The organism is Streptomyces sp. NPDC093018 (assembly GCF_040684035.1).
GTDB classification, from domain to species: Bacteria; Actinomycetota; Actinomycetes; order Streptomycetales; family Streptomycetaceae; genus Streptomyces; species Streptomyces murinus.
The window spans coordinates 164,420-184,495 of record NZ_JBFBFF010000001.1 but is presented as its reverse complement, the minus strand read 5'-3'; the positions used below and the strand labels follow the sequence as shown (position 1 = coordinate 184,495).

The 20,076-nt window shown below is 71.5% G+C and carries 18 protein-coding genes and 1 pseudogene; 10 read left to right on the top strand and 9 right to left on the bottom strand.

The genetic code is table 11. From position 1 onward, the window contains the following. Positions 1-144: 144 nt before the first annotated feature. The 4 genes from AB0N90_RS00780 to AB0N90_RS00765 all read left to right on the top strand — a co-directional run bounded on the left by AB0N90_RS00780 (position 145) and on the right by AB0N90_RS00765 (position 4,757). On the top strand, positions 145-1,968 hold the full coding sequence (locus AB0N90_RS00780; protein WP_365192107.1) for an ABC transporter ATP-binding protein: 1,824 nt from the start codon (positions 145-147) through the stop codon (positions 1,966-1,968). Then, positions 1,965-3,746: an ABC transporter ATP-binding protein gene (locus AB0N90_RS00775; RefSeq protein WP_365192106.1), complete on the top strand. Its 1,782-nt coding sequence runs from the start codon at positions 1,965-1,967 to the stop codon at positions 3,744-3,746. Before AB0N90_RS00780 ends, AB0N90_RS00775 begins: the two co-directional genes overlap by 4 nt. A gap of 210 nt (positions 3,747-3,956) precedes the next feature. After that, positions 3,957-4,433 carry a DUF5709 domain-containing protein gene (locus AB0N90_RS00770; protein WP_361669556.1) on the top strand — a complete coding sequence of 159 codons (477 nt, stop codon included), beginning with the start codon at positions 3,957-3,959 and terminating at the stop codon, positions 4,431-4,433. Positions 4,434-4,493: 60 nt separating this feature from the next. Next, a complete protein-coding gene (locus tag AB0N90_RS00765) occupies positions 4,494-4,757 on the top strand; it encodes a type B 50S ribosomal protein L31 (RefSeq protein WP_365192105.1) in 264 nt (87 codons plus the stop codon). 14 nt (positions 4,758-4,771) lie between these two features. Here the strand turns inward: AB0N90_RS00765 and AB0N90_RS00760 are convergent, their stop codons facing one another. Then, positions 4,772-5,566 (bottom strand): metal-dependent hydrolase, encoded by a 795-nt coding sequence (locus AB0N90_RS00760; protein ID WP_085562886.1) that lies wholly within the window; start codon positions 5,564-5,566, stop codon positions 4,772-4,774. A 145-nt stretch (positions 5,567-5,711) separates the two neighbouring features. Between AB0N90_RS00760 and AB0N90_RS00755 the strand changes: the two genes are divergently transcribed. After that, on the top strand, positions 5,712-8,225 hold the full coding sequence (locus AB0N90_RS00755; protein WP_085562885.1) for a DEAD/DEAH box helicase: 2,514 nt from the start codon (positions 5,712-5,714) through the stop codon (positions 8,223-8,225). A gap of 19 nt (positions 8,226-8,244) precedes the next feature. Then, positions 8,245-9,117, top strand: coding sequence for an acyl-CoA thioesterase II (locus AB0N90_RS00750; protein ID WP_361669550.1), 873 nt, complete (start codon positions 8,245-8,247; stop codon positions 9,115-9,117). 301 nt (positions 9,118-9,418) lie between these two features. On the opposite strand, the gene AB0N90_RS00745 is transcribed toward AB0N90_RS00750, so the two are convergent. From AB0N90_RS00745 to AB0N90_RS00730, 4 genes and pseudogenes are all read right to left on the bottom strand, one after another. Then, complete coding sequence (locus AB0N90_RS00745; RefSeq protein ID WP_365192104.1) at positions 9,419-11,011, bottom strand: FAD-dependent monooxygenase; 1,593 nt, start codon at positions 11,009-11,011, stop codon at positions 9,419-9,421. A 1-nt stretch (position 11,012) separates the two neighbouring features. Continuing rightward, complete coding sequence (locus AB0N90_RS00740; RefSeq protein ID WP_365192103.1) at positions 11,013-11,411, bottom strand: hypothetical protein; 399 nt, start codon at positions 11,409-11,411, stop codon at positions 11,013-11,015. Between the two features lie 911 nt (positions 11,412-12,322). After that, positions 12,323-13,114, bottom strand: a pseudogene (locus AB0N90_RS00735) (DUF6397 family protein); the annotation flags it as partial. 126 nt (positions 13,115-13,240) lie between these two features. Next, complete coding sequence (locus AB0N90_RS00730; RefSeq protein WP_361669545.1) at positions 13,241-13,654, bottom strand: roadblock/LC7 domain-containing protein; 414 nt, start codon at positions 13,652-13,654, stop codon at positions 13,241-13,243. A 92-nt stretch (positions 13,655-13,746) separates the two neighbouring features. On the opposite strand from AB0N90_RS00730, the gene AB0N90_RS00725 reads away from it, so the two are divergent. Both AB0N90_RS00725 and AB0N90_RS00720 read left to right on the top strand, forming a co-directional pair. Next, the gene (locus AB0N90_RS00725; RefSeq protein WP_365192102.1) at positions 13,747-14,175 is read left to right on the top strand and encodes a PPOX class F420-dependent oxidoreductase; all 429 of its coding nucleotides are present in this window, start codon (positions 13,747-13,749) and stop codon (positions 14,173-14,175) included. A 132-nt stretch (positions 14,176-14,307) separates the two neighbouring features. After that, a complete protein-coding gene (locus tag AB0N90_RS00720; RefSeq protein WP_365192101.1) occupies positions 14,308-14,907 on the top strand; it encodes a class I SAM-dependent methyltransferase in 600 nt (199 codons plus the stop codon). 5 nt (positions 14,908-14,912) lie between these two features. On the opposite strand, the gene AB0N90_RS00715 is transcribed toward AB0N90_RS00720, so the two are convergent. Continuing rightward, entirely contained in the window at positions 14,913-15,668 is a 756-nt protein-coding gene (locus tag AB0N90_RS00715; protein WP_365192100.1) for an alpha/beta hydrolase, read from the bottom strand. Between the two features lie 117 nt (positions 15,669-15,785). Between AB0N90_RS00715 and AB0N90_RS00710 the strand changes: the two genes are divergently transcribed. Continuing rightward, positions 15,786-16,313 (top strand): PadR family transcriptional regulator, encoded by a 528-nt coding sequence (locus AB0N90_RS00710; RefSeq protein ID WP_365192099.1) that lies wholly within the window; start codon positions 15,786-15,788, stop codon positions 16,311-16,313. Here AB0N90_RS00710 and AB0N90_RS00705 read toward each other — a convergent pair. After that, complete coding sequence (locus AB0N90_RS00705; protein WP_365192098.1) at positions 16,296-17,195, bottom strand: oxygenase MpaB family protein; 900 nt, start codon at positions 17,193-17,195, stop codon at positions 16,296-16,298. The two genes, AB0N90_RS00710 and AB0N90_RS00705, sit on opposite strands and share 18 nt — an antisense overlap. 290 nt (positions 17,196-17,485) lie before the next feature. On the opposite strand from AB0N90_RS00705, the gene AB0N90_RS00700 reads away from it, so the two are divergent. After that, positions 17,486-18,355, top strand: a complete 870-nt coding sequence (locus tag AB0N90_RS00700) for a hypothetical protein (RefSeq protein WP_365192097.1) — start codon at positions 17,486-17,488, stop codon at positions 18,353-18,355. Positions 18,356-18,378: 23 nt separating this feature from the next. Here the strand turns inward: AB0N90_RS00700 and AB0N90_RS00695 are convergent, their stop codons facing one another. Both AB0N90_RS00695 and xylA read right to left on the bottom strand, forming a co-directional pair. Then, positions 18,379-18,564, bottom strand: coding sequence for a hypothetical protein (locus AB0N90_RS00695; RefSeq protein WP_361669527.1), 186 nt, complete (start codon positions 18,562-18,564; stop codon positions 18,379-18,381). Between the two features lie 307 nt (positions 18,565-18,871). Further along, complete coding sequence (gene xylA / locus AB0N90_RS00690) at positions 18,872-20,038, bottom strand: xylose isomerase (protein ID WP_365192096.1); 1,167 nt, start codon at positions 20,036-20,038, stop codon at positions 18,872-18,874. Positions 20,039-20,076: the final 38 nt, after the last annotated feature.

Genomic DNA, 20,076 nt, shown 5'->3' with positions numbered 1-20,076 from the left:
CATGCTGACATGACGCCCGATTGACTCGAAAACCGTTTGAAATTCCCGACTCCGCGAAGCGACCCTTTCACGGCCTGTCCCGGGCCGCCGCCACCCCCGGCTGCCGCCGTTCCCTGACACGCTGTCACGAGCCATCTGGACGTCATGCAGATTCACGACCTTCCCTATCCCGACCCCGGTGTGCCCGACGCACGCTCGGGGCCCCGATTCCTGTGGTGGCTCTGGCGCAACCAGCTGGGCGGTCAGCTCAAGGCGCTGGCCTGGGGCCTGCTCCACTTCGTCGCCGTCTCCGCGCTGCCCTTCTGCGTCGGCTTCGCCGTACAGGCCGTCGTGGACCGGTCCGGCGACCGGCTGGCCCTGACGGGCGCTCTGATGCTGCTGTGCGGCACGGCCGTCGCGGTGGGCGACACCTTCCTGCACCGGGCCGCCGTCACCAACTGGATCACCGCCGCCGCCCGCGTCCAGCAGCTCCTCGCCCGCAAGGCGGCCGAACTCGGCTCGGCACTCACCCGGCGGGTGGCGGCGGGTGAGGTGGTCGCCGTGTCCACCGGAGACGTGGAGAAGATCGGCTGGTTCGTGGAGGCGGTGTCCCGCTTCACCGCCGCCGCGGTGACGGTGGTCCTCGTCTGTGCGGGCCTCCTCGTCTACCAGCCCGCGCTCGGCACGGTCGTCGCCGCCGGACTCCCCGTCGTGGCCCTCGCCGTGCTGCCACTGCTGCCCCGCGCCACCCGCCGCGCCGACGTACAGCGCGAGAAGGCGGGCCGCGCCACCGAGCTGGCCTCGGACACCGTCGCCGGACTGCGGGTGCTGCGCGGCATCGGCGGCGAGGAACTCTTCCTCGACCGCTACCGCCACGCCTCCCAGGAGGTGCGCCACGCGGCCGTACGCAGCGCCCGCATGTGGTCGCTGATCTCGGCCGTGCAGGTGCTGCTGCCGGGACTGCTGCTGATCGCGGTCGTCTGGTACGGCGTCCACCTGGTCCGCGAGGGCCGCATCGCCGTCGGTGAACTGGTCACCGTCTACAGCTCCGTGATGGTCCTGAGCTATCCCTTGCAGCACTTCGAAGAGATCGCCATGTCCTACTCCTTCTCCCGCCCGTCGGCCAAGCGCGCCGCACGGGTGCTGTCGCTGGAGCGGTCGGCGGCGGGCGGAGACATTCGCGAAGCGGCGGGCGGCGACCAGGTGAAGGCACCCGGCGGTGATCTGTACGACCCCGCCACCGGGCTGGCCGCTCCGGCCGGCCGGCTCACCGCGGTGGTCTGCGGCGACCCGGACGCGGCCGGCCGGCTCGCGGAACGGCTCGGCGGCCACCCCACGGAACCGGGCCGCTCAGTGCTGCTCGGCGGGACGCCCCTGGACGAACTCCCCCTGGACCTCGCCCGGACCGCCGTCCTCGTCCAGGACAAGGACCCGGTACTGCTCTCCGGCACCCTGCGCGAACTGCTCGACGTGCCCGCGTCCGGCGCCGTCACGGCCGCCGACGCGCTCGCGGCCGCGCGGTGCGAGGACGTCCTGGACGCCCTGGTGCAGGGCTCTCTGGACGCCGCCGACCCGATGGACGCCCGCATCACCGAACGCGGCCGGTCCCTGTCTGGCGGCCAGCGCCAACGGCTGGCTCTGGCCCGGTCCCTGGTCACCGACCCGGAGGTGCTGGTGCTGGACGAGCCGACCTCAGCGGTCGACTCGCACACCGAGGCCCGCATCGCCGACGGACTGCGCCGGCTGCGCTCGGGGCGCACGACGGTGGTGTTCACCTCCTCGCCGCTGCTCCTGGACCGCGCCGACCGGGTGGTCCTGGTCCACGAGGACGAGGTCATGGCGACCGGCACGCACCGGGAGCTGTTCGAGCACGAGCCCCGGTACCGCGCCGTGGTGACACGGGAGACGGAAGCCGAACCCGCCACCGCCGACGAGGACACGCTGCTGGACGCGCTCGGGGAGCTGGCAGAGATCGAGGAGAGCGCATGATCGGCGTCGCACCACCGGCCCACGACCCGGCGGCCCCGACGACCGCCACCACCCTGCCCGTCGGCACGGCCGCGACCGTACGGGCCTACGTCTCCGAGCTGTTCCGCCGGCACCGCCGGGCCTTTCTGCTGCTGATCACCGTGAACACGGTGGCCGTGATCGCCTCCATGGCCGGCCCCTATCTGCTCGGCGACCTGGTCCAGCGGCTGTCGGACGGAAGCCGGGAACTCCATCTCGGCCTCACCACCGGCCTGTTCCTGCTGGCGCTCGCCGTACAGGCGGTGTTCGTCCGGCAGGTGCGGCTGCGCGGCGCCATGCTCGGCGAACGGATGCTCGCCGACCTGCGCGAGGACTTCCTCGTCCGCTCGGTCGGCCTGCCGCCCGGCGTGCTGGAACGAGCGGGCACCGGCGACCTGCTCTCCCGTATCACCACCGACATCGACCGCCTCGCCAACGCCATGCGCGAGGCCGTACCGCAGCTCGCGATCGGGGTCGTATGGGCCCTGCTGCTGCTCGGCGGGCTGGTGGTGACGGCGCCGCCGCTCGCGGCCGCCGTGCTGCTCGCCGTGCCGGTGCTGGTGGCCGGGTGCCGCTGGTACTTCAAGCGGGCGCCCGCCGGCTACCGCTCCGAGGCCGCCGGATACGCGGCCGTCGCCGCCGCGCTCGCCGAGACGGTGGACGCGGGCCGCACCATCGAGGCGCACCGCCTGGGCGCCCGCCGCGTCGCCCTGTCCGAGCAGCGGATCAAATCCTGGAGCGCGTGGGAAAGGTACACACTCTGGCTGCGGTCCGTACTGTTCCCGGTCATCAACGCCACCCACATCATCGTCCTCGGGTCGGTCCTGATGGTGGGCGGAACGCTCGTCCTGCACGGCTGGCTCGGGGTGGGCCGGCTGATCACGGGCGCGCTCGTGGCCCAGATGCTCGTCGACCCGGTCAACCTGATCCTGCGCTGGTACGACGAGGTGCAGGTGGCCCAGGTGTCGCTCGCCCGTCTCGTCGGGGTCCGGGAGATCGAGCCGGGTGCCGGGGACGCGTCGGTGGCGCCCGAGGGGCGGGACGTGCACGCCGACCGGGTGCGCTTCGGCTACCGGGAGGGCGTCGACGTGCTGCGCGAGGTGTCCCTCAAGGTCGCGCCGGGCACCCGGCTCGCCCTGGTCGGCCCTTCCGGCGCGGGCAAGTCCACCCTGGGCCGGCTGCTCGCCGGGATCTACGCGCCCCGGGACGGCCGGGTCACCCTCGGCGGGGCCGAGCTGTCCCGGATGCCGGCCGAACGCGTCCGCTCGCACGTCGCCCTGGTCAACCAGGAGCATCACGTCTTCGTCGGCTCCCTGCGGGACAACCTCCTGCTGGCCCGCGACGGCGCCGACGACGCGGAGCTGTGGGCGGCCCTGGGCGCCGTGGACGCCGACGGCTGGGCCCGGACGCTGGACGAGGGCCTGGACACCGAGGTCGGATCCGGCGGGCTGACGCTGACCCCGGCGCAGGCCCAGCAGATCGCGCTGGCCCGGCTGGTGCTGGCCGATCCGCACACCCTGGTCCTGGACGAGGCGACCTCGCTCCTGGACCCGCGCGCGGCCCGTCATCTGGAGCGGTCCCTGGCCAAGGTCCTGGACGGCCGTACGGTCGTCGCCATCGCCCACCGGCTGCACACCGCCCACGACGCCGATGTGATCGCCGTGGTGGAGAGCGGCCGGATCAGCGAGCTGGGCAGCCATGACGACCTGGTCGCGGCGGGCGGCGCGTACGCGGCCCTGTGGCGGTCCTGGCACGGCTGAGCACCCGGCCCGGACGGTCCCCTCGGGGGCTGTCCGGGCCCCGTGCCGTTGCGCGGTGGTGAGCAGCAGTGGAAGGCTGGAGAACGGCACCGGCGCGAGTTTCGCCCGGGAACCTCCCGGTTCGCGCCGTGCGACATCCGTGCCGCGTGTGCCGACGGCCCGCCGCCCGCTTCGGCGGTGTCCGGCCGTCCTCACCACCTGGAGGTAGTCGTGGACAGCGCCGACAGCTGGGGGGACGACGTCTACCAGCCCGATCCCGATCCCTCGGAGGTCCGGGAGGACTCGGGGGTGCTCGACGTCGAGGACACTCTGGACTTCGACGGTGTCGACGACCCCCTCGACCGCGGCTGGTCGCCTCCGGAGCGCCCCTGGGCGGTGGAGCACGACGGCGTGACCGCGGCCGAGCGAAATGCGGGCGAGACCCTGGACCAGCGCCTGGCCGAGGAGATACCCGACCGGGAAGTCCCCGACGGCGACGGCATCGGCGATTGCGAGGGCACCGACGGGGAACTCCTCGACAACGAGGTCGGCGATCTGCGCTCCGGCCGTCTGGTGGCGCCCGACGAGGGGGCGCACGAGGACGAGGAAGCCGCCCTCGTGGCCAGCGACGTCGGCATCGACGGCGCCGCCGCCTCCGCCGAGGAGGCCGCGATGCACATCGTGGACGAGGACTCCGTCTCCGGCTGACCTCCGGGTCGCGGCCGTCCCGTCCATGCCCTGCCCGACCGCCCCGCACAAGGAGCCGCCATGCAGCAGGACAAGCACCCCGACTACCACGCCGTGGTCTTCCGCGACCGCGCCGCCGGCTACGCGTTCCTGACCCGGTCCACCGCGCAAAGCGAGCAGACCATCGACTGGGACGACGGCGAGTCCTACCCGGTGATCGACGTGGAGATCTCCTCGGAGAGCCACCCCTTCTACACCGGCAAGGCCCGTCAGGTCGACACCGAGGGCCGCATCGCCCGCTTCGAGCGCCGCTACGGCCAGGCGGACGCGGGCGACGCCACCTGATCCGGGAGGCGGCCTCAGATCACATTGAGGGCCGCCGCACAGCCCACGCCGCCGAGCACCATGAACACGGGCATCAGCACCTTCAGCTCGACCCAGCTGCCCGCCCGGAACCGGATCGCCTTCGGCGGACCCACCGGGTACCAGCGCCTGCGGCCCAGCGGGATCGGCCACAGGATCGGGCAGCCCGAAACCGTCAGCGCGTCCCCGATGTCGTGCACCAGCGCGCCCAGCACGATCGGCAGCCCCAGCCACAGGTACTGCTGACCGGGCTCGGTGAACAGCCAGTCCGAGCCGTTGCCGGGCTTGTCGAGCACACCCGCCAGGATCCACGCGGAGGCCGCCGCCAGCAGCCAGACCAATATGTCGCTGCTGGAGCCCCGGGCCGCGCGCCACAGCAGGCCCTCGATCGCCAGCACCATGTGCACGAACAGGATCGCCAGCACCGCCCAACGGCCCCCGGTGATCGCCGCCGCCGAGGCGCCCGCGCCGATCAGAACCGCCCAGACCCAGGTGTGCGTCAGGGTGCGGTGGCCGCCGGAGCGGCGCGGGTCGCCCTTCATCCTGGTCGCCTTGTAGACGGCGTAGGACAGCTTGTCCACGATCTCGCACAGCCAGCGCGATATCGGCCCGAAGGCGTGCGAGATGGTGGCGGCCTTGTGGTCGAGGTCCGGTGCGAGCGCGGCGCCCGCGCAGATCAGGGCGCCGACCAGCAGGACCGGCCAGGGCATCGGGTGCCCGGCCGCGGCGGCGGCCGCCCCGACGCCGAGCCAGGCCGCGGCCCCCGACAGTGAGTGTGCTGGTCCCATCATGGCCGCTTCCCGCCCCATTCCTCGTATACCGCTGTCCAGTTGACACGGAGCGCTGACGCCCCATCGGCGACACAGCGTAGCTGCCGTGATCTTCCTGGCCCCAGCCGATTCCCCGATCGGGGAGGAGGACAGGCAAGATGGGAGGGTGACCCTCATCGATCAGCTGCCGCCGACCGCCGACCCCGACGCCCTGTACGAAGCCTTCGAGTCGTGGGCCCAGGAGCGCGGCCTCACCCTCTACCCCCACCAGGAAGAGGCGCTGATCGAAGCGGTGTCCGGGGCGAACGTGATCGTCTCCACACCCACCGGCTCCGGCAAGAGCATGATCGCCGCGGGTGCGCACTTCGCGGCGCTGGCCCGGGACGAGGTCACCTTCTACACGGCACCGATCAAGGCGCTGGTGTCGGAGAAGTTCTTCGAGCTGTGCAAGCTGTTCGGCACCGAGAACGTCGGCATGCTCACCGGCGACGCCTCCGTGAACGCCGACGCACCCGTGATCTGCTGCACCGCCGAGGTGCTGGCCTCGATCGCGTTGCGCGACGGCAAGAACGCGGACGTGGGCCAGGTCGTCATGGACGAGTTCCACTTCTACGCGGAGGGTGACCGCGGCTGGGCCTGGCAGATTCCGCTGCTGGAGCTGCCGCAGGCGCAGTTCATCCTGATGTCGGCCACCTTGGGTGATGTGTCGTTCTTCGAGAAGGACCTCGCCCGCCGCACCGGCCGCCCGACGGCGGTGGTTCGCTCGGCGACCCGTCCGGTGCCGCTCTCCTACGAGTACAAGCTGACCCCGCTCACCGAGACGCTCACCGAGCTGCTGGAGAGCAAGCAGGCGCCGGTGTACATCGTCCACTTCACCCAGGCGCAGGCCGTGGAGCGGGCCCAGGCGCTGATGAGCATCAACATGTGCTCGCGCGAGGAGAAGGACCAGATCGCCGAGCTGATCGGCAACTTCCGCTTCACCACCAAGTTCGGCCGCAACCTCTCGCGGTACGTCCGGCACGGCATCGGTGTGCACCACGCCGGCATGCTGCCCAAGTACCGGCGGCTGGTGGAGAAGCTCGCCCAGGCCGGCCTGTTGAAGGTCATCTGCGGCACGGACACGCTCGGCGTCGGGGTCAACGTGCCCATCCGTACCGTGCTGTTCACCGCGCTGACCAAGTACGACGGCAGCCGGGTGCGGACCCTGCGGGCGCGCGAGTTCCACCAGATCGCGGGCCGCGCGGGCCGCGCCGGGTTCGACACGGCGGGCCTCGTCGTCGCCCAGGCGCCCGAGCACGTCATCGAGAACGAGAAGGCGCTGGCGAAGGCGGGCGACGACCCGAAGAAGCGGCGCAAGGTGGTGCGCAAGAAGGCGCCGGAGGGCTTCGTCGCCTGGACGGAGAACACCTTCCAGAAGCTGATCGACTCGGAGCCGGAGCCGCTGACGTCCCGTTTCCGGGTGACGCACACCATGCTGCTGTCGGTGATCGCCCGGCCGGGCAACGCCTTCGAGGCGATGCGCCATCTCCTGGAGGACAACCACGAGCCGCGCAAGCAGCAGCTGCGGCACATCCGCCGGGCGATCGCGATCTACCGTTCGCTGCTCGACGGCGGCATCGTGGAGAAGCTCGACAAGCCCGACGCCGAGGGGCGCATCGTACGGCTCACGGTCGACCTCCAGCAGGACTTCGCGCTCAACCAGCCGCTGTCCACCTTCGCCCTCGCCTCGTTCGAACTCCTCGACCCCGAGTCGCCGTCCTACGCCCTCGACATGGTCTCCGTGGTCGAGTCCACCCTGGACGACCCGCGGCAGATCCTCGTCGCCCAGCAGAACAAGGCGCGCGGCGAGGCGGTGGCCGCGATGAAGGCCGACGGCGTCGAGTACGAGGAGCGCATGGAGCGCCTCCAGGACGTCACCTACCCGAAGCCGATGGAAGAACTGCTCTTCCACGCGTACAACACCTACCGCAAGAGCCACCCGTGGGTCGGCGACCACCCGCTGTCGCCGAAGTCGGTCGTCCGCGACATGTACGAACGCGCCCTCTCCTTCACCGAGTTGGTCTCCTTCTACGAGCTGGCCCGCACCGAGGGCATCGTGCTGCGCTACCTCGCCGGCGCCTACAAGACCCTCGACCACACCATCCCGGACGACCTGAAGTCCGAGGATCTCCAGGACCTGATCGAGTGGCTCGGCGAGATGGTGCGCCAGGTGGACTCCAGCCTGCTGGACGAGTGGGAGCAGCTGGCGAACCCCGAGGAGATGACCGCCGAGCAGGCCCAGGAGAAGGCCGACGAGGTCAAGCCCGTCACCACCAACGCGCGCGCCTTCCGGGTGCTGGTCCGCAACGCGCTGTTCCGCCGGGTGGAGCTGGCCGCGCTGGACCAGGTCGAGGAACTGGGCGAGATGGACGCCGAGTCCGGCTGGGACGCCGACGCGTGGGGCGAGGCAATGGACAAGTACTGGGACGAGTACGAGGATCTCGGCACCGGTCCCGATGCCCGCGGCCCCAAGCTGCTGGTCATCAAGGAGGAGCCGCAGAACGGTCTGTGGCGGGTCCGTCAGATCTTCGACGACCCGAACGACGACCACGACTGGGGTATCAGTGCGGAGGTCGACCTCGCGGCCTCGGACGCCGAGGGCCGTGCGGTCATCCGCGTCACCGACGTCGGCCAGCTGTGACCACAGGAGAATCCCACCCATGACGACGAACCCGGCCGAAAGACTGGTCGATCTGCTCGACCTGGAGCGGATCGAGGTCGACATCTTCCGCGGCCGCAGCCCGCAGGAATCCCTCCAGCGGGTCTTCGGCGGCCAGGTGGCGGGCCAGGCCCTGGTCGCCGCCGGCCGCACCACGGACGGCGACCGCCCGGTGCACTCCCTGCACGCGTACTTCCTGCGCCCGGGCCGTCCGGGCGTGCCGATCGTGTACCAGGTGGAGCGGGTCCGCGACGGACGTTCGTTCACCACGCGCCGTGTCACCGCGGTGCAGCAGGGCCGCACGATCTTCAATCTGACCGCCTCCTTTCACAAGCCCGAGGAAGGACCGTTCGAACACCAGCTGCCGCCCGCCCGTGAGCTGACACATCCCGAGTCGCTGCCGACCGTGGCCGAGGAGATACGCAAGCATCTGGGCACACTGCCGGAGCAGTTGGAGCGGATGGCGCGCCGCCAGCCCTTCGACCTCCGGTACGCCGACCCGCTGCGCTGGAACGACGAGGAGGTCAAGGGCGCCGAGCCGCGCAGCGCGGTGTGGATGCGCGCGGTCGGACCACTGGGCGACGACCCGCTGGTCCACACCTGCGCGCTGACCTACGCCAGCGACATGACGCTCCTGGACGCGGTGCGCATCCCCATCGAACCTCTGTGGGGCCGCCGTAACTTCGACATGGCCTCGCTGGACCACGCCATGTGGTTCCACCGGCCGTTCCGCGCCGACGAGTGGTTCCTGTACGACCAGGAGTCGCCGATCGCCACCGGCGGCCGGGGTCTTGCCCGCGGGCGGATCTACGACATCGAGGGGCGACTGCTCGTGTCCGTGGTGCAGGAAGGCCTGTTCCGCCGACTGGGCTGACCCACGACCGTACCGGTCCGGCCGAGCACCCCACCGCGGACCGGAAGCCCCCCACTTCACCTCAACACCTCAGACCCCCAACCGCCGGGCCAGCCCCCGAGCGGAAAGGAGCAGCACCGACCCGGCCCCAGAACCAGGGCGATGACCGCAGGGCCTGGGGTGCGAGCCGGCGAAGTACTTCCCGGGGTATCAGGTGCGGATCCTCGGCGTCGTCGCACTGTTCCGGGCGACCGCCGGCTGGGGCCCGCCCCGGTGTACGGAGGGCGCCGGTCCCGTATGGGGACCGGAGCCCTCGTACAGGTCAGGCAGTGACGGAGAGGATCCGGCGGAGTGCGTCGGTGAGCGCCGCCGCCGGGTGGGCGCGGAGTTCCTCGCTGCGCCAGGCGACATAGCCGTCGGGACGGATCAGCGCCGCGCCGCCCTGGCCGAGACGGTAGCGGGTCGCCCACTCGGACTCGACGTCGGTCAGCTCGGCACCGGAGGCGGCCGGACCGACCCGGTAGGCCCGCACGGGCACCGAGGTACGCGCGGTGACCTCGGCCGCCGCGCTCGTCCACTCGTCGCCGGAAGGGCCGGTGACGAGGGTGAAGGCGTCGTGGAACAGGTCGTGTACGCCGATGCGGCGCCCGTCGTGGTCGAGCCAGAGGTGCGGCGCGCGGGTGCCGGGCCTGGCGTGCTGGTCGACCTGCTCGCCGATGACGCCGGTGTGCTCGGCGCCGATCATCGCCGAGGAGCGGTATCGCTGGGCCAGGATGCACAGTGTCGGTTCGAGCGGGTCCTCCCGCGGGGCGGGCCCGAACCGCGACTCCTGGCTGCGCACGGTGAGGTCGGCCAGCTCCATGGCGACGGCGCGCCGTTCGTCCTCGTAGCTGTCCAGCAGGCCGTCGCCGGCCTGCCCTCTGATCACTGCGGCGAGCTTCCAGGCCAGGTTGTGGGCGTCCTGCACCGCCGAGTTGGCGCCCAGCGCGCCGGCCGGCGGCCAGACATGCGCGGCGTCCCCGACGAGGAAGACCCGGCCGGCCCGATAGCTGTCGGCGACGCCGACCGCCTCCTCCCAGGATGCCTTGTCGGCGACCTGGACCGGCACGTCCCGGCCGATCAGGGCCTGGGCCGCGGCGGCGCACCGTTCCAGGGTGTAGTCCTCCGGCGACTCCACCGCGGGGTCGTAGGTGAGCGCGACGCCCCAGTGGTCTGGCTGGGCGTGAGTGACGAACCCGCCGGCAACGCCCTCGCCGCCGATGATCCAGAACAGCGCGGTCTTCTCGATCAGGTCCGACAGGTCGGCCTTGATGACGAAGGAGACGTAGGAGCGGATCGTGCCCCGGCCGGTGCGCGCGATACCGAGGCCGTCGCGGACGGTACCTCGATAGCCGTCGCAGGCGACCAGATACTGGGCCCGTACGGTACGGCGCTCACCTGTGGCGCGGTCCTCGATCACCGCTGTGACGCCGTCCGCGTCCTGCTCCACCGACACGCACTGGGTGTGGTGCCGGATCTCGGCGCCCTGGGCACGGGCGCTCTTCGCCAGCACCGGTTCCACGGTGCTCTGGTCGGCCATGCCGAACTCGCCGGCGGTGAACTCGGGCAGGGCGCGCGGAGAGTCCTGCTCCAGGATCCAGTGCCACTCAGAGCTGAGGTTCGCGCAGCGCACGACCCCCGAATCGGCGTCGAAGGGGCGGCCGGCCTCCTTGATCTCCGCTTCCAGACCGAGCGGCCGGTAGATCTCCATCGTGCGGGGGTTGATGCCGCGGGCACGTCCCTGGACCGCCACCCCGGCGTGCCGGTCCACGAGCAGCGACCTCACTCCCTGATGCGCGAGAAAGAGCGACGTCGCCAGCCCGGCATAGCCGCCGCCGACGATGAGTATGGGCACGGCCTCGTCGTACGGTGTCACTTCATGAATTCCTTTCCGGTATGGTCCCGGCCCAGCTCTGCAGCTGCCGGGCCGCCTCGCAGAAGGCGGGCTCGTGGTAGGCCTCGTGCAGGAAACCGTCTTCCAGGAGCGCGAGTTCGGCCTCGGACGCGGTCGCGGTGAAGTCGTCGATGAGCGCGAGGTAGGCCTCGACGTAGCCGTCGAAGCCGTCTCCCGAGCAGTACTGGGCGTTCCGGTCCGTGTAGCGGGTGCCCGGCACCAGGGGCCGCCGCAGGCCGACGCAGACCTGCTGGCGGAACCAGGTCGTCGGCAGCAGACCGCCGATCGCCGCGGCCAAGGAGGCGGTCGAGACCGCCGTGCGGAACGCGGTGTGGGCGAGCGTCGTAGGACTGATGCCGCCAGCCGGTGCCAGAGTGCCCAACCGGTCGGCCAGCACATCGAATCGAATTCACGGGACATCCGGCTGAGCGACTCGGGCGGCAGGGTGTCGTCGCACAGGCCCATCCAGAAGGGGTGTACGCACACCTGTTCGAGCAGCGGCTCGGCACGCGAGCACATCCTCTGACGCAACGTCATGTGGCTCGTCCCCCTCCCGCCCCCGTCGGGCGAGTTCTACCTGGCGCGGCTCCCCTCGAAACCCGACCACGCTGGTCGAGAACGGCTCAAGTCCCGCCCCACCAGGCCCTCGTGCCGATGCGCACGCCAGTCAGGCTGGCGCCACCACGGCCATGATCGGAGCTCAGCCGCAGGTCTCGACCGCCCTCGGATGTTCCGGTCCACCGGAGCACTCGCGGTGCTTATCGGGCCGGCCCGGCGAGGGAGGACGTCGCCGATCGCCACCGGCGGGCAGGGTCTCGCACGCGAGCGCGTCTACGGCTCTACGACCCAGGGGGCGACTGCTCGTCCCGGCCGTCGAGGAGGGCCTGTTCAGGTGCCTGTAGCAGGCTGTCGACCGGGCGCGACCGCAGGGTCTCGGACTTCTGCTGAGGGCCGAGCCGTGCCGCGTCGCAACCAGGCGCGCAGACGGCGAGTGGAGCGCGGCGGTGTGGGCCTGGTTCCGGGGAAGCGGGGTACGGGGGCCGGGGCGGGCCGTACCCGCGGCACATGTTGCCGCTCGGGCGTGCGCCCGCCGGGGATCCGGCGCGGCTCGACGGCCCGCACCCGCGGCTCCGCCGCCCTCGTCGTCGGCTCGGTCCTGCCCGCCATCGACTCGTCCATGGACTCCGTCGGATTCACCGGCGTCGGCATCGGCATGGATTCCACCGGTGCCGTGACCGTGCGTGCCAGTGGCGGGATCGGCCGTGCCGTCGGACGCGTCGTCGGCCTCGTGCGGTGGACGGCCGGGCGCGGGGCCGGTGAGAGGGCGCGTGCTTCCTCGACCGAGTGCGCGAGGTCGCTGCGCAGCCACTCGATCTCGTCCGCGTCCTGCGCGGTCGTGATCCGCTCGGCGACGTGGGCGAACGAGGTTCCGGCGAGAGTCTGGCCGGGCAGGGCGGGCCGCAATCGGTTCACCCAGGCGCGTTCGTACGGGTCCTCGACGACGTCGGCGACCTCGACGGGCGGAAGCAGGGCGGCCAGGGCCCCGGCTCGGGCCCATGGGTCCTCGGCCTGTCGCAGCAGGCATCCCAGTTGCCGCATGCGCCAGTTGCGGGCGCGCAGGTCCACGCCCTCCGCGAGCTGGCCGCGCAGCGTCTCGGGTGTGCGCCCCTTGAGCAGGTGCGTGTTCTCGGTGACGGCCGCGAAGTGCTTCAGTTCCTCGGTGAGATAGAGCCAGACCACGGCGCCGTACCGGTTGACGTAGACCTTCGCGGGGACGAGCAGGCCCAGGCGGGCGAGCCGGGTGAAGCGGCCGGCGGAGATGTCGATCAGTTCGGCGCCGTCGGTGGTGCCCACGACGCGCACCCGATCGCGGAGCGTGTCCGGGAACCCGTCCTGCGCCCGGAGTCGGTCGATCTCCGCGCGCTCCACCAGTCGACCCCCTCCCCCGCCCTCGTCGGGTACGGTCCGGACATGGCCGAGCTGGACGGCGAGGTCGAACTCGCCTCGCAGGAAGCCCAGTTCACGAGCGGCTCGGCTCGGTGTGCAGGTGTCGGAGCGGACTGGTTCAAAGGTGTGTGCCGACATGGTCGCACTCCCCCATGGAGTCGGTGGCTCACGCCCTGTGCGATCGCCGTGCACACACCGTAGCCGGATCGGCGCATCGCGTGGTGGGCCTGTGGATAACTCCGCGGGACTTGGAGAACGCGCAGGTCAGAGGTCTGTGCTCGGTTCCCGTTCGGGTTTACGGGCATCGACGCCGAGGTGTTCGCCGACCCGGTTGACGAGCAGGGTCATCTCGTACGCTATCTGCCCGATGTCGGCCTCCGCCCCGCTGAGCACGCACAGGCAGCTGCCGGAGCCGGCCGCGGTCACGAACAGCACGGCGTCGTCGTACTCGATCATCGTCTGGCGTACCGCGCCCGCGCCGAAGTGGCGTCCCGAGCCCTTTGCCAGGCTGTGCAGTCCGGACGCCACGGCGGCGAGGTGTTCGGCGTCCTCGCGGCGCAGCCCGGTGCTCGCGCCGGTGACCAGTCCGTCGTTGGACAGGACCAGCGCGTGCCGTACATCGTCGACACGTTCCGTCAGATCGTCCAGGAGCCAGCCGAGTCCCTGGTTCTGCGCCATTTCCGTCTCCCCGTGCGATCTCTCCCCCCTGGCCGGAGGAACCCCCCGCAAGCCTTCCCCACGTGCGGCGTACGGGCAAGCAGGATGGGGGCATGGCACAGAAGATGACCGATGAGGAATGGCGGGCGTTCGTCTCAAAAGGCACCCGCACCGGCAAACTGTCCACTGTTCGCGCCGATGGGAGTCCGCATGTGGCCCCGGTCTGGTTCCTGCTGGACGGGGACGAACTGGTCCTTCTCACCGGCCGGGACACCGTGAAAGGGCGGAATCTCGCCCGTGACGGGCGTGTCGCCCTATGCGTGGACGACGACCGGCCGCCGTTCCATTTCGTGACGCTCAGCGGCCGCGCCCGGCTGTCCGAGGATCCGGCGGAGCTGCGCCATTGGGCCGCGCGGGTCGCCGCCCGGTACATGGGCGAGGACCGTGCCGAGGAGTTCGGTGCCCGCAACGGCGTTCCCGGTGAGCTGCTGGTGCGCGTCCCCGTCGAAGAGGTGGTGGCGATCCGGGACCTGGCGTCCTGAGCGGCGGTCCCGGCCGATCGGCACCCGACCGTTCGGCACCCGACCGTTCGGCACCCGGCCGTTCGGCACCCGGCCGTTCGTCGTCGGAACGCGAAGCGCACCTGGCCCCGGAAGCAGGGCATCATGCGAGTCATGAGCGACGACCACGCACATGTCCAGGAGTTCTTCACCGCGCGGGCCGCCGGCTGGGACAGCAGGTTCCCCGACGACGGGCCCGCGTACGCGGCCGCCGTGGCCGACCTCCGGCTGCGGGCGGGTGACCGCGTGCTGGACGCGGGCTGCGGGACGGGGCGCGCACTGCCTGCGCTGCGGGCCGCCGTGGGTCCTACCGGTGTGGTGCTCGGCGCCGATCTGACCCCGGCGATGCTCGCGGCCGCCGTGGCGGCGGGCCGGGACCGGGAGGGGGCGTTGCTGCTCGCGGATGTGGCCGCCCTGCCGCTGCGCCCGGGGTGCCTGGACGCGGTGTTCGCGGCAGGGCTGATCGCCCATCTGCCGCGCCCGGTGGAGAACCTGCGGGAGCTCGCCCGGGTGGTACGGCCCGGCGGGCGGCTCGCCCTGTTCCATCCCATCGGCCGTGCGGCCCTGGCGGCGCGGCAGGGCCGGCAGATCACTCCGGAGGACCTGCGTGCGGAGCCCAATCTCCGCCCTCTGCTGGCCCGTTCGGGGTGGCGCATGACGTCGTACGTCGACGAGGACGCCCGTTTCCTCGCCCTGGCCGTGCGCGATAACTGAAGGAATCAGATGTTTGCGGCGACGGCGGCCGCGAAGGCGTCCGGGTTGTCGAACATGATGTTGTGCCCGGCGCCGGGCACTGTCAGCACCCGCACACCGGCCGCCGCCAACCGCTCCCGGTCATCGAGTTCACCGCTCTTCTCCCCCTGGAGGTAGACCCGGTCGATGTCCAGGCCTGCCAGGATCGTGCGCATGACCGGGTCGGAGCCGCGCCGCAGGCCGACGGCGCTGCGGTGCAGGGCGCGCGGGTCCGCAAGGCGCATGGTGGCCGCCCACAGTGGACCGACGGCTGCCAGGACACGCGGGTATGCCTCCTGGACGAACTCGTCCTCCTCGTAGGTGGCGATCGCGCTGCTGCCCGCCGTCAGCGGTGGGAAGGCGTCCAGATTGGCCTCGGAGAGCACCAGTCGGGAGACCAGTTCGGGCCGCCGGTGCGCGAGCACGATGGCGACGGCGCCGCCCATGCTGTGCGCGATCAGCTCGGCGCCGCCGACTGCGGCCGCGTCCAGCGCGGCCGCGACCGCGTCGGCGTGCTCCTCCAGCGTGTAGCCGAAGTGCCGGGGCCGGTCGCTGAGGCCATGGCCGGGCAGGTCCATGAACAGGCTGCGTCTGCCCGCGAGTTCGGGGCGAGCCGCGATATGGGCGTGATAGGGCGCGGACATCGACCCCAGCCCGTGGAGGTAGACCCGGGCGGGCTCCGCCCCCGAAACCTCGGTCCAGCGGATCCGGCTTCCCTCGCCATCGAACACAGCCTGCTGCACAGCGCCCTCCCTGTCGGCCTTGATCATCGATTCCGACAATACATCGACGCCGATGTATTACGGCAACGCAGTATCGATGAATCGCTGTACAGCGTCGCCGTACGGAAGAATGCGGGCATGCTCGAACTCGCCATCCTGGGATTCCTGTACGAGGCCCCGCTGCACGGATACGTCCTGCGCCGTCATATCGCGGCGCTCACCGGGCATGTGAGGCCGGTCGCGGAGAGCACGCTGTATCCGGCGATCAAGCGCCTGGAGAAGGCCGGACTGCTGGTGCGGGCCACCGAGCCGGGCGCCGTGGCCGCGCCGCGTCATGTGCTGCGGCTGACCGAGGAGGGCCGACAGGAGCTGCGACGCCGGCTCGCCGAACCCGGGCAGCGCGAGATCACCGACGAGAACCAGTGGTTCGTCCTGCTCGCCTTCCTGCGCCACCTCGCGGACCCCACCGCCCAGGCCGCGGTGCTGAGCAGGCGGCTCGCCTTCCTGGAGGAGCCGACGAGCTTCTTCTACGACGGCGACCGGCCGGTCCGCGCCGAGGAGGTGGACGACCCCTTCCGGCAGGGGATCCTCACCATCGCGCGGGCCACGAGCCGGGCCGAACTCGGCTGGCTGCGCGACACCCTCGCGTCACTCGGCGGAGTCTGAGGTGTCCAGGTGCCGCACCGGGCAGCCGCGCACTCCCGGGACCGGACGGGTGCCGAGGTCGGCCACGCGATAGCCGTTCGGGTAGCCCTTGATCTCCCGGTTCTGGCGCGCGAAGTGGGGTGCGCGGCGCGGCGGCAGCAGTCGCACCATCCGGCCGCGGGCCCGGACGGCGCGGCGCACCAGGGCTACGGCGGCCGGGCCGGGCCGCTCATAGCGGAAGGCGTTCAGCAGCGGCTCGTCGAGCAGTGCGAGCACACCTGTGCGCAGCAGGGGCGCCAGAGGGCGTGGGTACCAGGACGCCATCAGGCCGAGGGTGGCGTCCGAGACGCGCCGGACCCCTTCGTCCCAGCCGAAGTTCGCCTCCTCGTAGGTGTCGAGAAGGGTTTCGAACTCTTCGTAGGTCTTGGGGAGATCGGGGATGCCCATATGGCGGCCGAGCGTCCGGTAGTACTCGGTGGCGGCGACGATCTCGTGCCGGGACAGCCGGCGCCAGCCGTAGGTGTCGATCCAGCGCCTGGGCACCACGACGAAGGTGCTGAGCACATACCGCATGTCGTCGTCGCTGATGTCGTAGCTGCGGTGCATCTGGTTGATGCGGCGGATCGCCGTGCGCCCCTGTTCGGCGGCGAAGCCGTGCTCCACGACGGTGTCGAGGAGCAGCGCGGTGTCGTCGTACCGCTTCTGGGTACGGTCGGTCAGCTCGGCGGTGCGTGCGAGGAGCCGGCCGATGCTCGGGACGGCGTAGGTGCGGTACAGGGCCAGTTCGAGGGCGCGTGTGTAGTCCCAGGGGAATTCGTAGACGGCGCTGAGCCGGTAGATCTCCGGGGCGTCCGCCACCGGGTCCAGCCGGCGGATCCGCTCCAGCCGTTCGAAGCGCTTCACCGCGTCGTCCCCCTTCTGTCGCCGGATGCCAACTCTATGGGGAGCACGGGGAGATGAACCATCACCGATCTCCCCATTCCGGAAGGAGGACGGGCGCTGCTCGTTCGGCGGGTTCCGCGCCCTTCGCGGCCCCAGGGTGGGGGCGGTCTGGGGAAGTCCCGTGGAGACCGTGGTCGTTTCGCCCCTGTCCAGGGGGAAAGTTGCAGGTCCGCGTGGTGTGAGGAGTCGTGACAAGGGCCTTCCGTCCGCATTAGGGTGCGCGCGGTTGGACAAGCCACTGGGAGGCAGGGATGGCCGGGACGGACGGTGGGGCCGTCGCCGCCGCGGACGATGCGCTGTATGTGCTGACGGCGGTGCTGCTGACGCCGGCGCAGTTCCCGAGCGTGCTGGGCGACGATTATCCGGAGTCGTGCGCGACGCTGGGGCTCGCGCCCCGCGCCGACGGGTACGGCCTGGTGCTCGGGCAGGACGGTGACGGCGCCCGCTGGACGGTCGTCATCGACGATGTCTCGCTGGTCGCGGTGGCGATCGCGTCCTGGGACTGCGGCCTGGAGTACGAGCTGTCGCCGGAGGAGCACGCGATCGTGACCGCGCTGCCCGGCTGGCCGCTGGCGGTCGCCGTGGCGGCTCCCGGTGTTCCCGCGCCGCACGATCCCGCTCCCGAGACGGGCGAGCGGCCCCCGCTGTGTCCGCCGGACACCAGCGTCTGGGGCCCGGCGCAGCGGCGCCTGGGCGCCGACGAGATCGCGGCGCAGTGGGCGGCCTGGAGACAGCAGATCGACGACGCCGAGTTCGCCGTACCCGGCGGCCGGACCTCGGCCACCGGACCCTCGGCGCGGCCCGAGGAGCGCGACAAGGCGGCCGAGGGCGCCGCGGAACAGCCGAAGGGCGGACACCGGGGGATCCGGCGGGTGCTCACGGAGGCGCGCGCCTACGTCGACTCACCGCCGCCGCTGGGCCGGGTGCGCTCCACCTTCGCCCCCGGTGACGCCCGCACGCTGCGCGCGGACGGCCCCGGCTGGTCGATGGTGGCGCGCACCGACGACATCGCCTTCGTCCTGCTCGACGAAGAGCCCGGCGAGGTCCTGCCGGTCGGCCGCGGCCCGGAACTGCCCGGACTGCTGGACGCCCTCGACAGGATGGCCGTACGGCCCCTGTGATCAGCGGTGGCGCGGTGTCCGTCTCAGCGGCCGATCTCCTTGCGGCTGAGCCTGCGGAGCCTGCGCCGCTGGGACGGATCCAGCGCCAGGTAGCCGGCGACCGGGATTCCGACCACGACCAGGAGCACCACCCACAGGGGCAGCCCCAGGAGCAGCAGCACCAGGCCGACCGCCACACCCCCGACGGCGATCTTCGCGTTTCTCGACATGAACGTCGCCTCCTTCAACGGCCACTGCCGTTCTCTGCTGTGAGAACGGCCTCCGGCTCCCCGCGGTTCCGGGCCTCGCCCCTGAGACATCCCTGATGTGTGCCCCTAGTGGGCCGCTTTCCCCGGATCGGGCGGCGGCCACGGAGCGTGGCGAGGTGACCCGGGTCACGACGTCAGCATAGGGGGTCGCCGCGAGACGCCCATGCCGTGCGCGACTGTCATGCGCAACGGAACGGCCGGGGGCACGGCACGCGTCCGTGTGCCGTGCCCCCGGCCTTCTTTCGTCAGCGCCTCGCGCTCATGGCCGTCAGCCGCGCGCGCCCAGCAGGTGGTCCATCGCCAGCTGGTCGAGGTGCTCGAACGCCATACCGCGCGCGGCGGCGGCTTCGACGTCGAAGTCCTCGAACGCGGTGCGATCGGCGAGCAGGGCGTCCAGGCCGTCGGCCGCGGTCGGCTGGGCCAGCTGGTCCAGGCGCGCGGCACGCAGCGCCGCCTGCACCTCCGGGTCGGCGCGGAAGGCGGCCGCGCGGTCCTTGAGGATCAGATAGTTGCGCATGCAGCCCGCGGCCGAGGCCCACACACCATCGAAGTCCTCGGTCCGCGGCGGCTTGAAGTCGAAGTGCCGCGGGCCTTCGTAACCGGCGCTCTCCAGGAGGTCGACCAGCCAGAACGCCGCCCGCAGATCGCCGGCGCCGAACCGCAGGTCCTGGTCGTACTTGATGCCGGACTGCCCGTTGAGGTCGATGTGGAAGAGCTTGCCCGCCCACAGGGCCTGCGCGATGCCGTGCGGGAAGTTCAGGCCGGCCATCTGCTCGTGGCCGACCTCCGGGTTGACGCCGAACAGCTCCGGGCGCTCCAGGCGCTCGATGAAGGCCAGGGCGTGGCCGACGGTGGGCAGCAGGATGTCGCCGCGGGGCTCATTGGGCTTGGGCTCGATGGCGAAGCGGAGGTCGTAGCCCTGGGCGGTGACGTACTCGCCGAGGAGGTCGAACGCCTCCTTCATGCGGTCGAGGGCGTCGCGCACATCCTTGGCACCACCGGACTCGGCGCCCTCACGGCCGCCCCAGGCGACATACGTCTTGGCGCCCAGTTCGGCCGCCAGGTCGATGTTGCGGATCGTCTTGCGCAGCGCGTACCGGCGTACGTCGCGGTCATTGGCGGTGAAGCCGCCGTCCTTGAAGACGGGGTGGGTGAAGAGGTTCGTGGTGGCCATGGGCACCGTCATGCCGGTGGCGTCCAGGGCCTGGCGGAAGCGCTTGATGTGCGACTCGCGCTCGGTTTCGGAGGACCCGAAGGGGATCAGGTCGTCGTCGTGGAAGGTCACTCCGTGGGCGCCCAGCTCGGCCAGGCGCTGCACCGTCTCGACCGGGTCGAGGGCAGGGCGGGTGGCGTCGCCGAACGGATCCCTTCCCTGCCAGCCGACGGTCCACAGACCGAAGGTGAACCTGTCCTCGGGGGTGGGCTGGAAGCTCATGGTGCGGCTCCTTGTTCCGTACGACTGTTCCGTACGAC

What these genes read in the sequence shown, in the direction of transcription:
- AB0N90_RS00780 (WP_365192107.1), top strand. Translation starts at nt 145, where the DNA reads ATGCAGATTCACGACCTTCCCTATCCCGACCCCGGTGTGCCCGACGCA.
- AB0N90_RS00775 (WP_365192106.1), top strand. Translation starts at nt 1,965, where the DNA reads ATGATCGGCGTCGCACCACCGGCCCACGACCCGGCGGCCCCGACGACC.
- AB0N90_RS00765 (WP_365192105.1), top strand. Translation starts at nt 4,494, where the DNA reads ATGCAGCAGGACAAGCACCCCGACTACCACGCCGTGGTCTTCCGCGAC.
- AB0N90_RS00760 (WP_085562886.1), bottom strand. Translation starts at nt 5,566, where the DNA reads ATGATGGGACCAGCACACTCACTGTCGGGGGCCGCGGCCTGGCTCGGC.
- AB0N90_RS00750 (WP_361669550.1), top strand. Translation starts at nt 8,245, where the DNA reads ATGACGACGAACCCGGCCGAAAGACTGGTCGATCTGCTCGACCTGGAG.
- AB0N90_RS00730 (WP_361669545.1), bottom strand. Translation starts at nt 13,654, where the DNA reads ATGGCGCAGAACCAGGGACTCGGCTGGCTCCTGGACGATCTGACGGAA.
- AB0N90_RS00725 (WP_365192102.1), top strand. Translation starts at nt 13,747, where the DNA reads ATGGCACAGAAGATGACCGATGAGGAATGGCGGGCGTTCGTCTCAAAA.
- AB0N90_RS00720 (WP_365192101.1), top strand. Translation starts at nt 14,308, where the DNA reads ATGAGCGACGACCACGCACATGTCCAGGAGTTCTTCACCGCGCGGGCC.
- AB0N90_RS00710 (WP_365192099.1), top strand. Translation starts at nt 15,786, where the DNA reads ATGCTCGAACTCGCCATCCTGGGATTCCTGTACGAGGCCCCGCTGCAC.
- AB0N90_RS00700 (WP_365192097.1), top strand. Translation starts at nt 17,486, where the DNA reads ATGGCCGGGACGGACGGTGGGGCCGTCGCCGCCGCGGACGATGCGCTG.
- AB0N90_RS00695 (WP_361669527.1), bottom strand. Translation starts at nt 18,564, where the DNA reads ATGTCGAGAAACGCGAAGATCGCCGTCGGGGGTGTGGCGGTCGGCCTG.
- xylA (WP_365192096.1), bottom strand. Translation starts at nt 20,038, where the DNA reads ATGAGCTTCCAGCCCACCCCCGAGGACAGGTTCACCTTCGGTCTGTGG.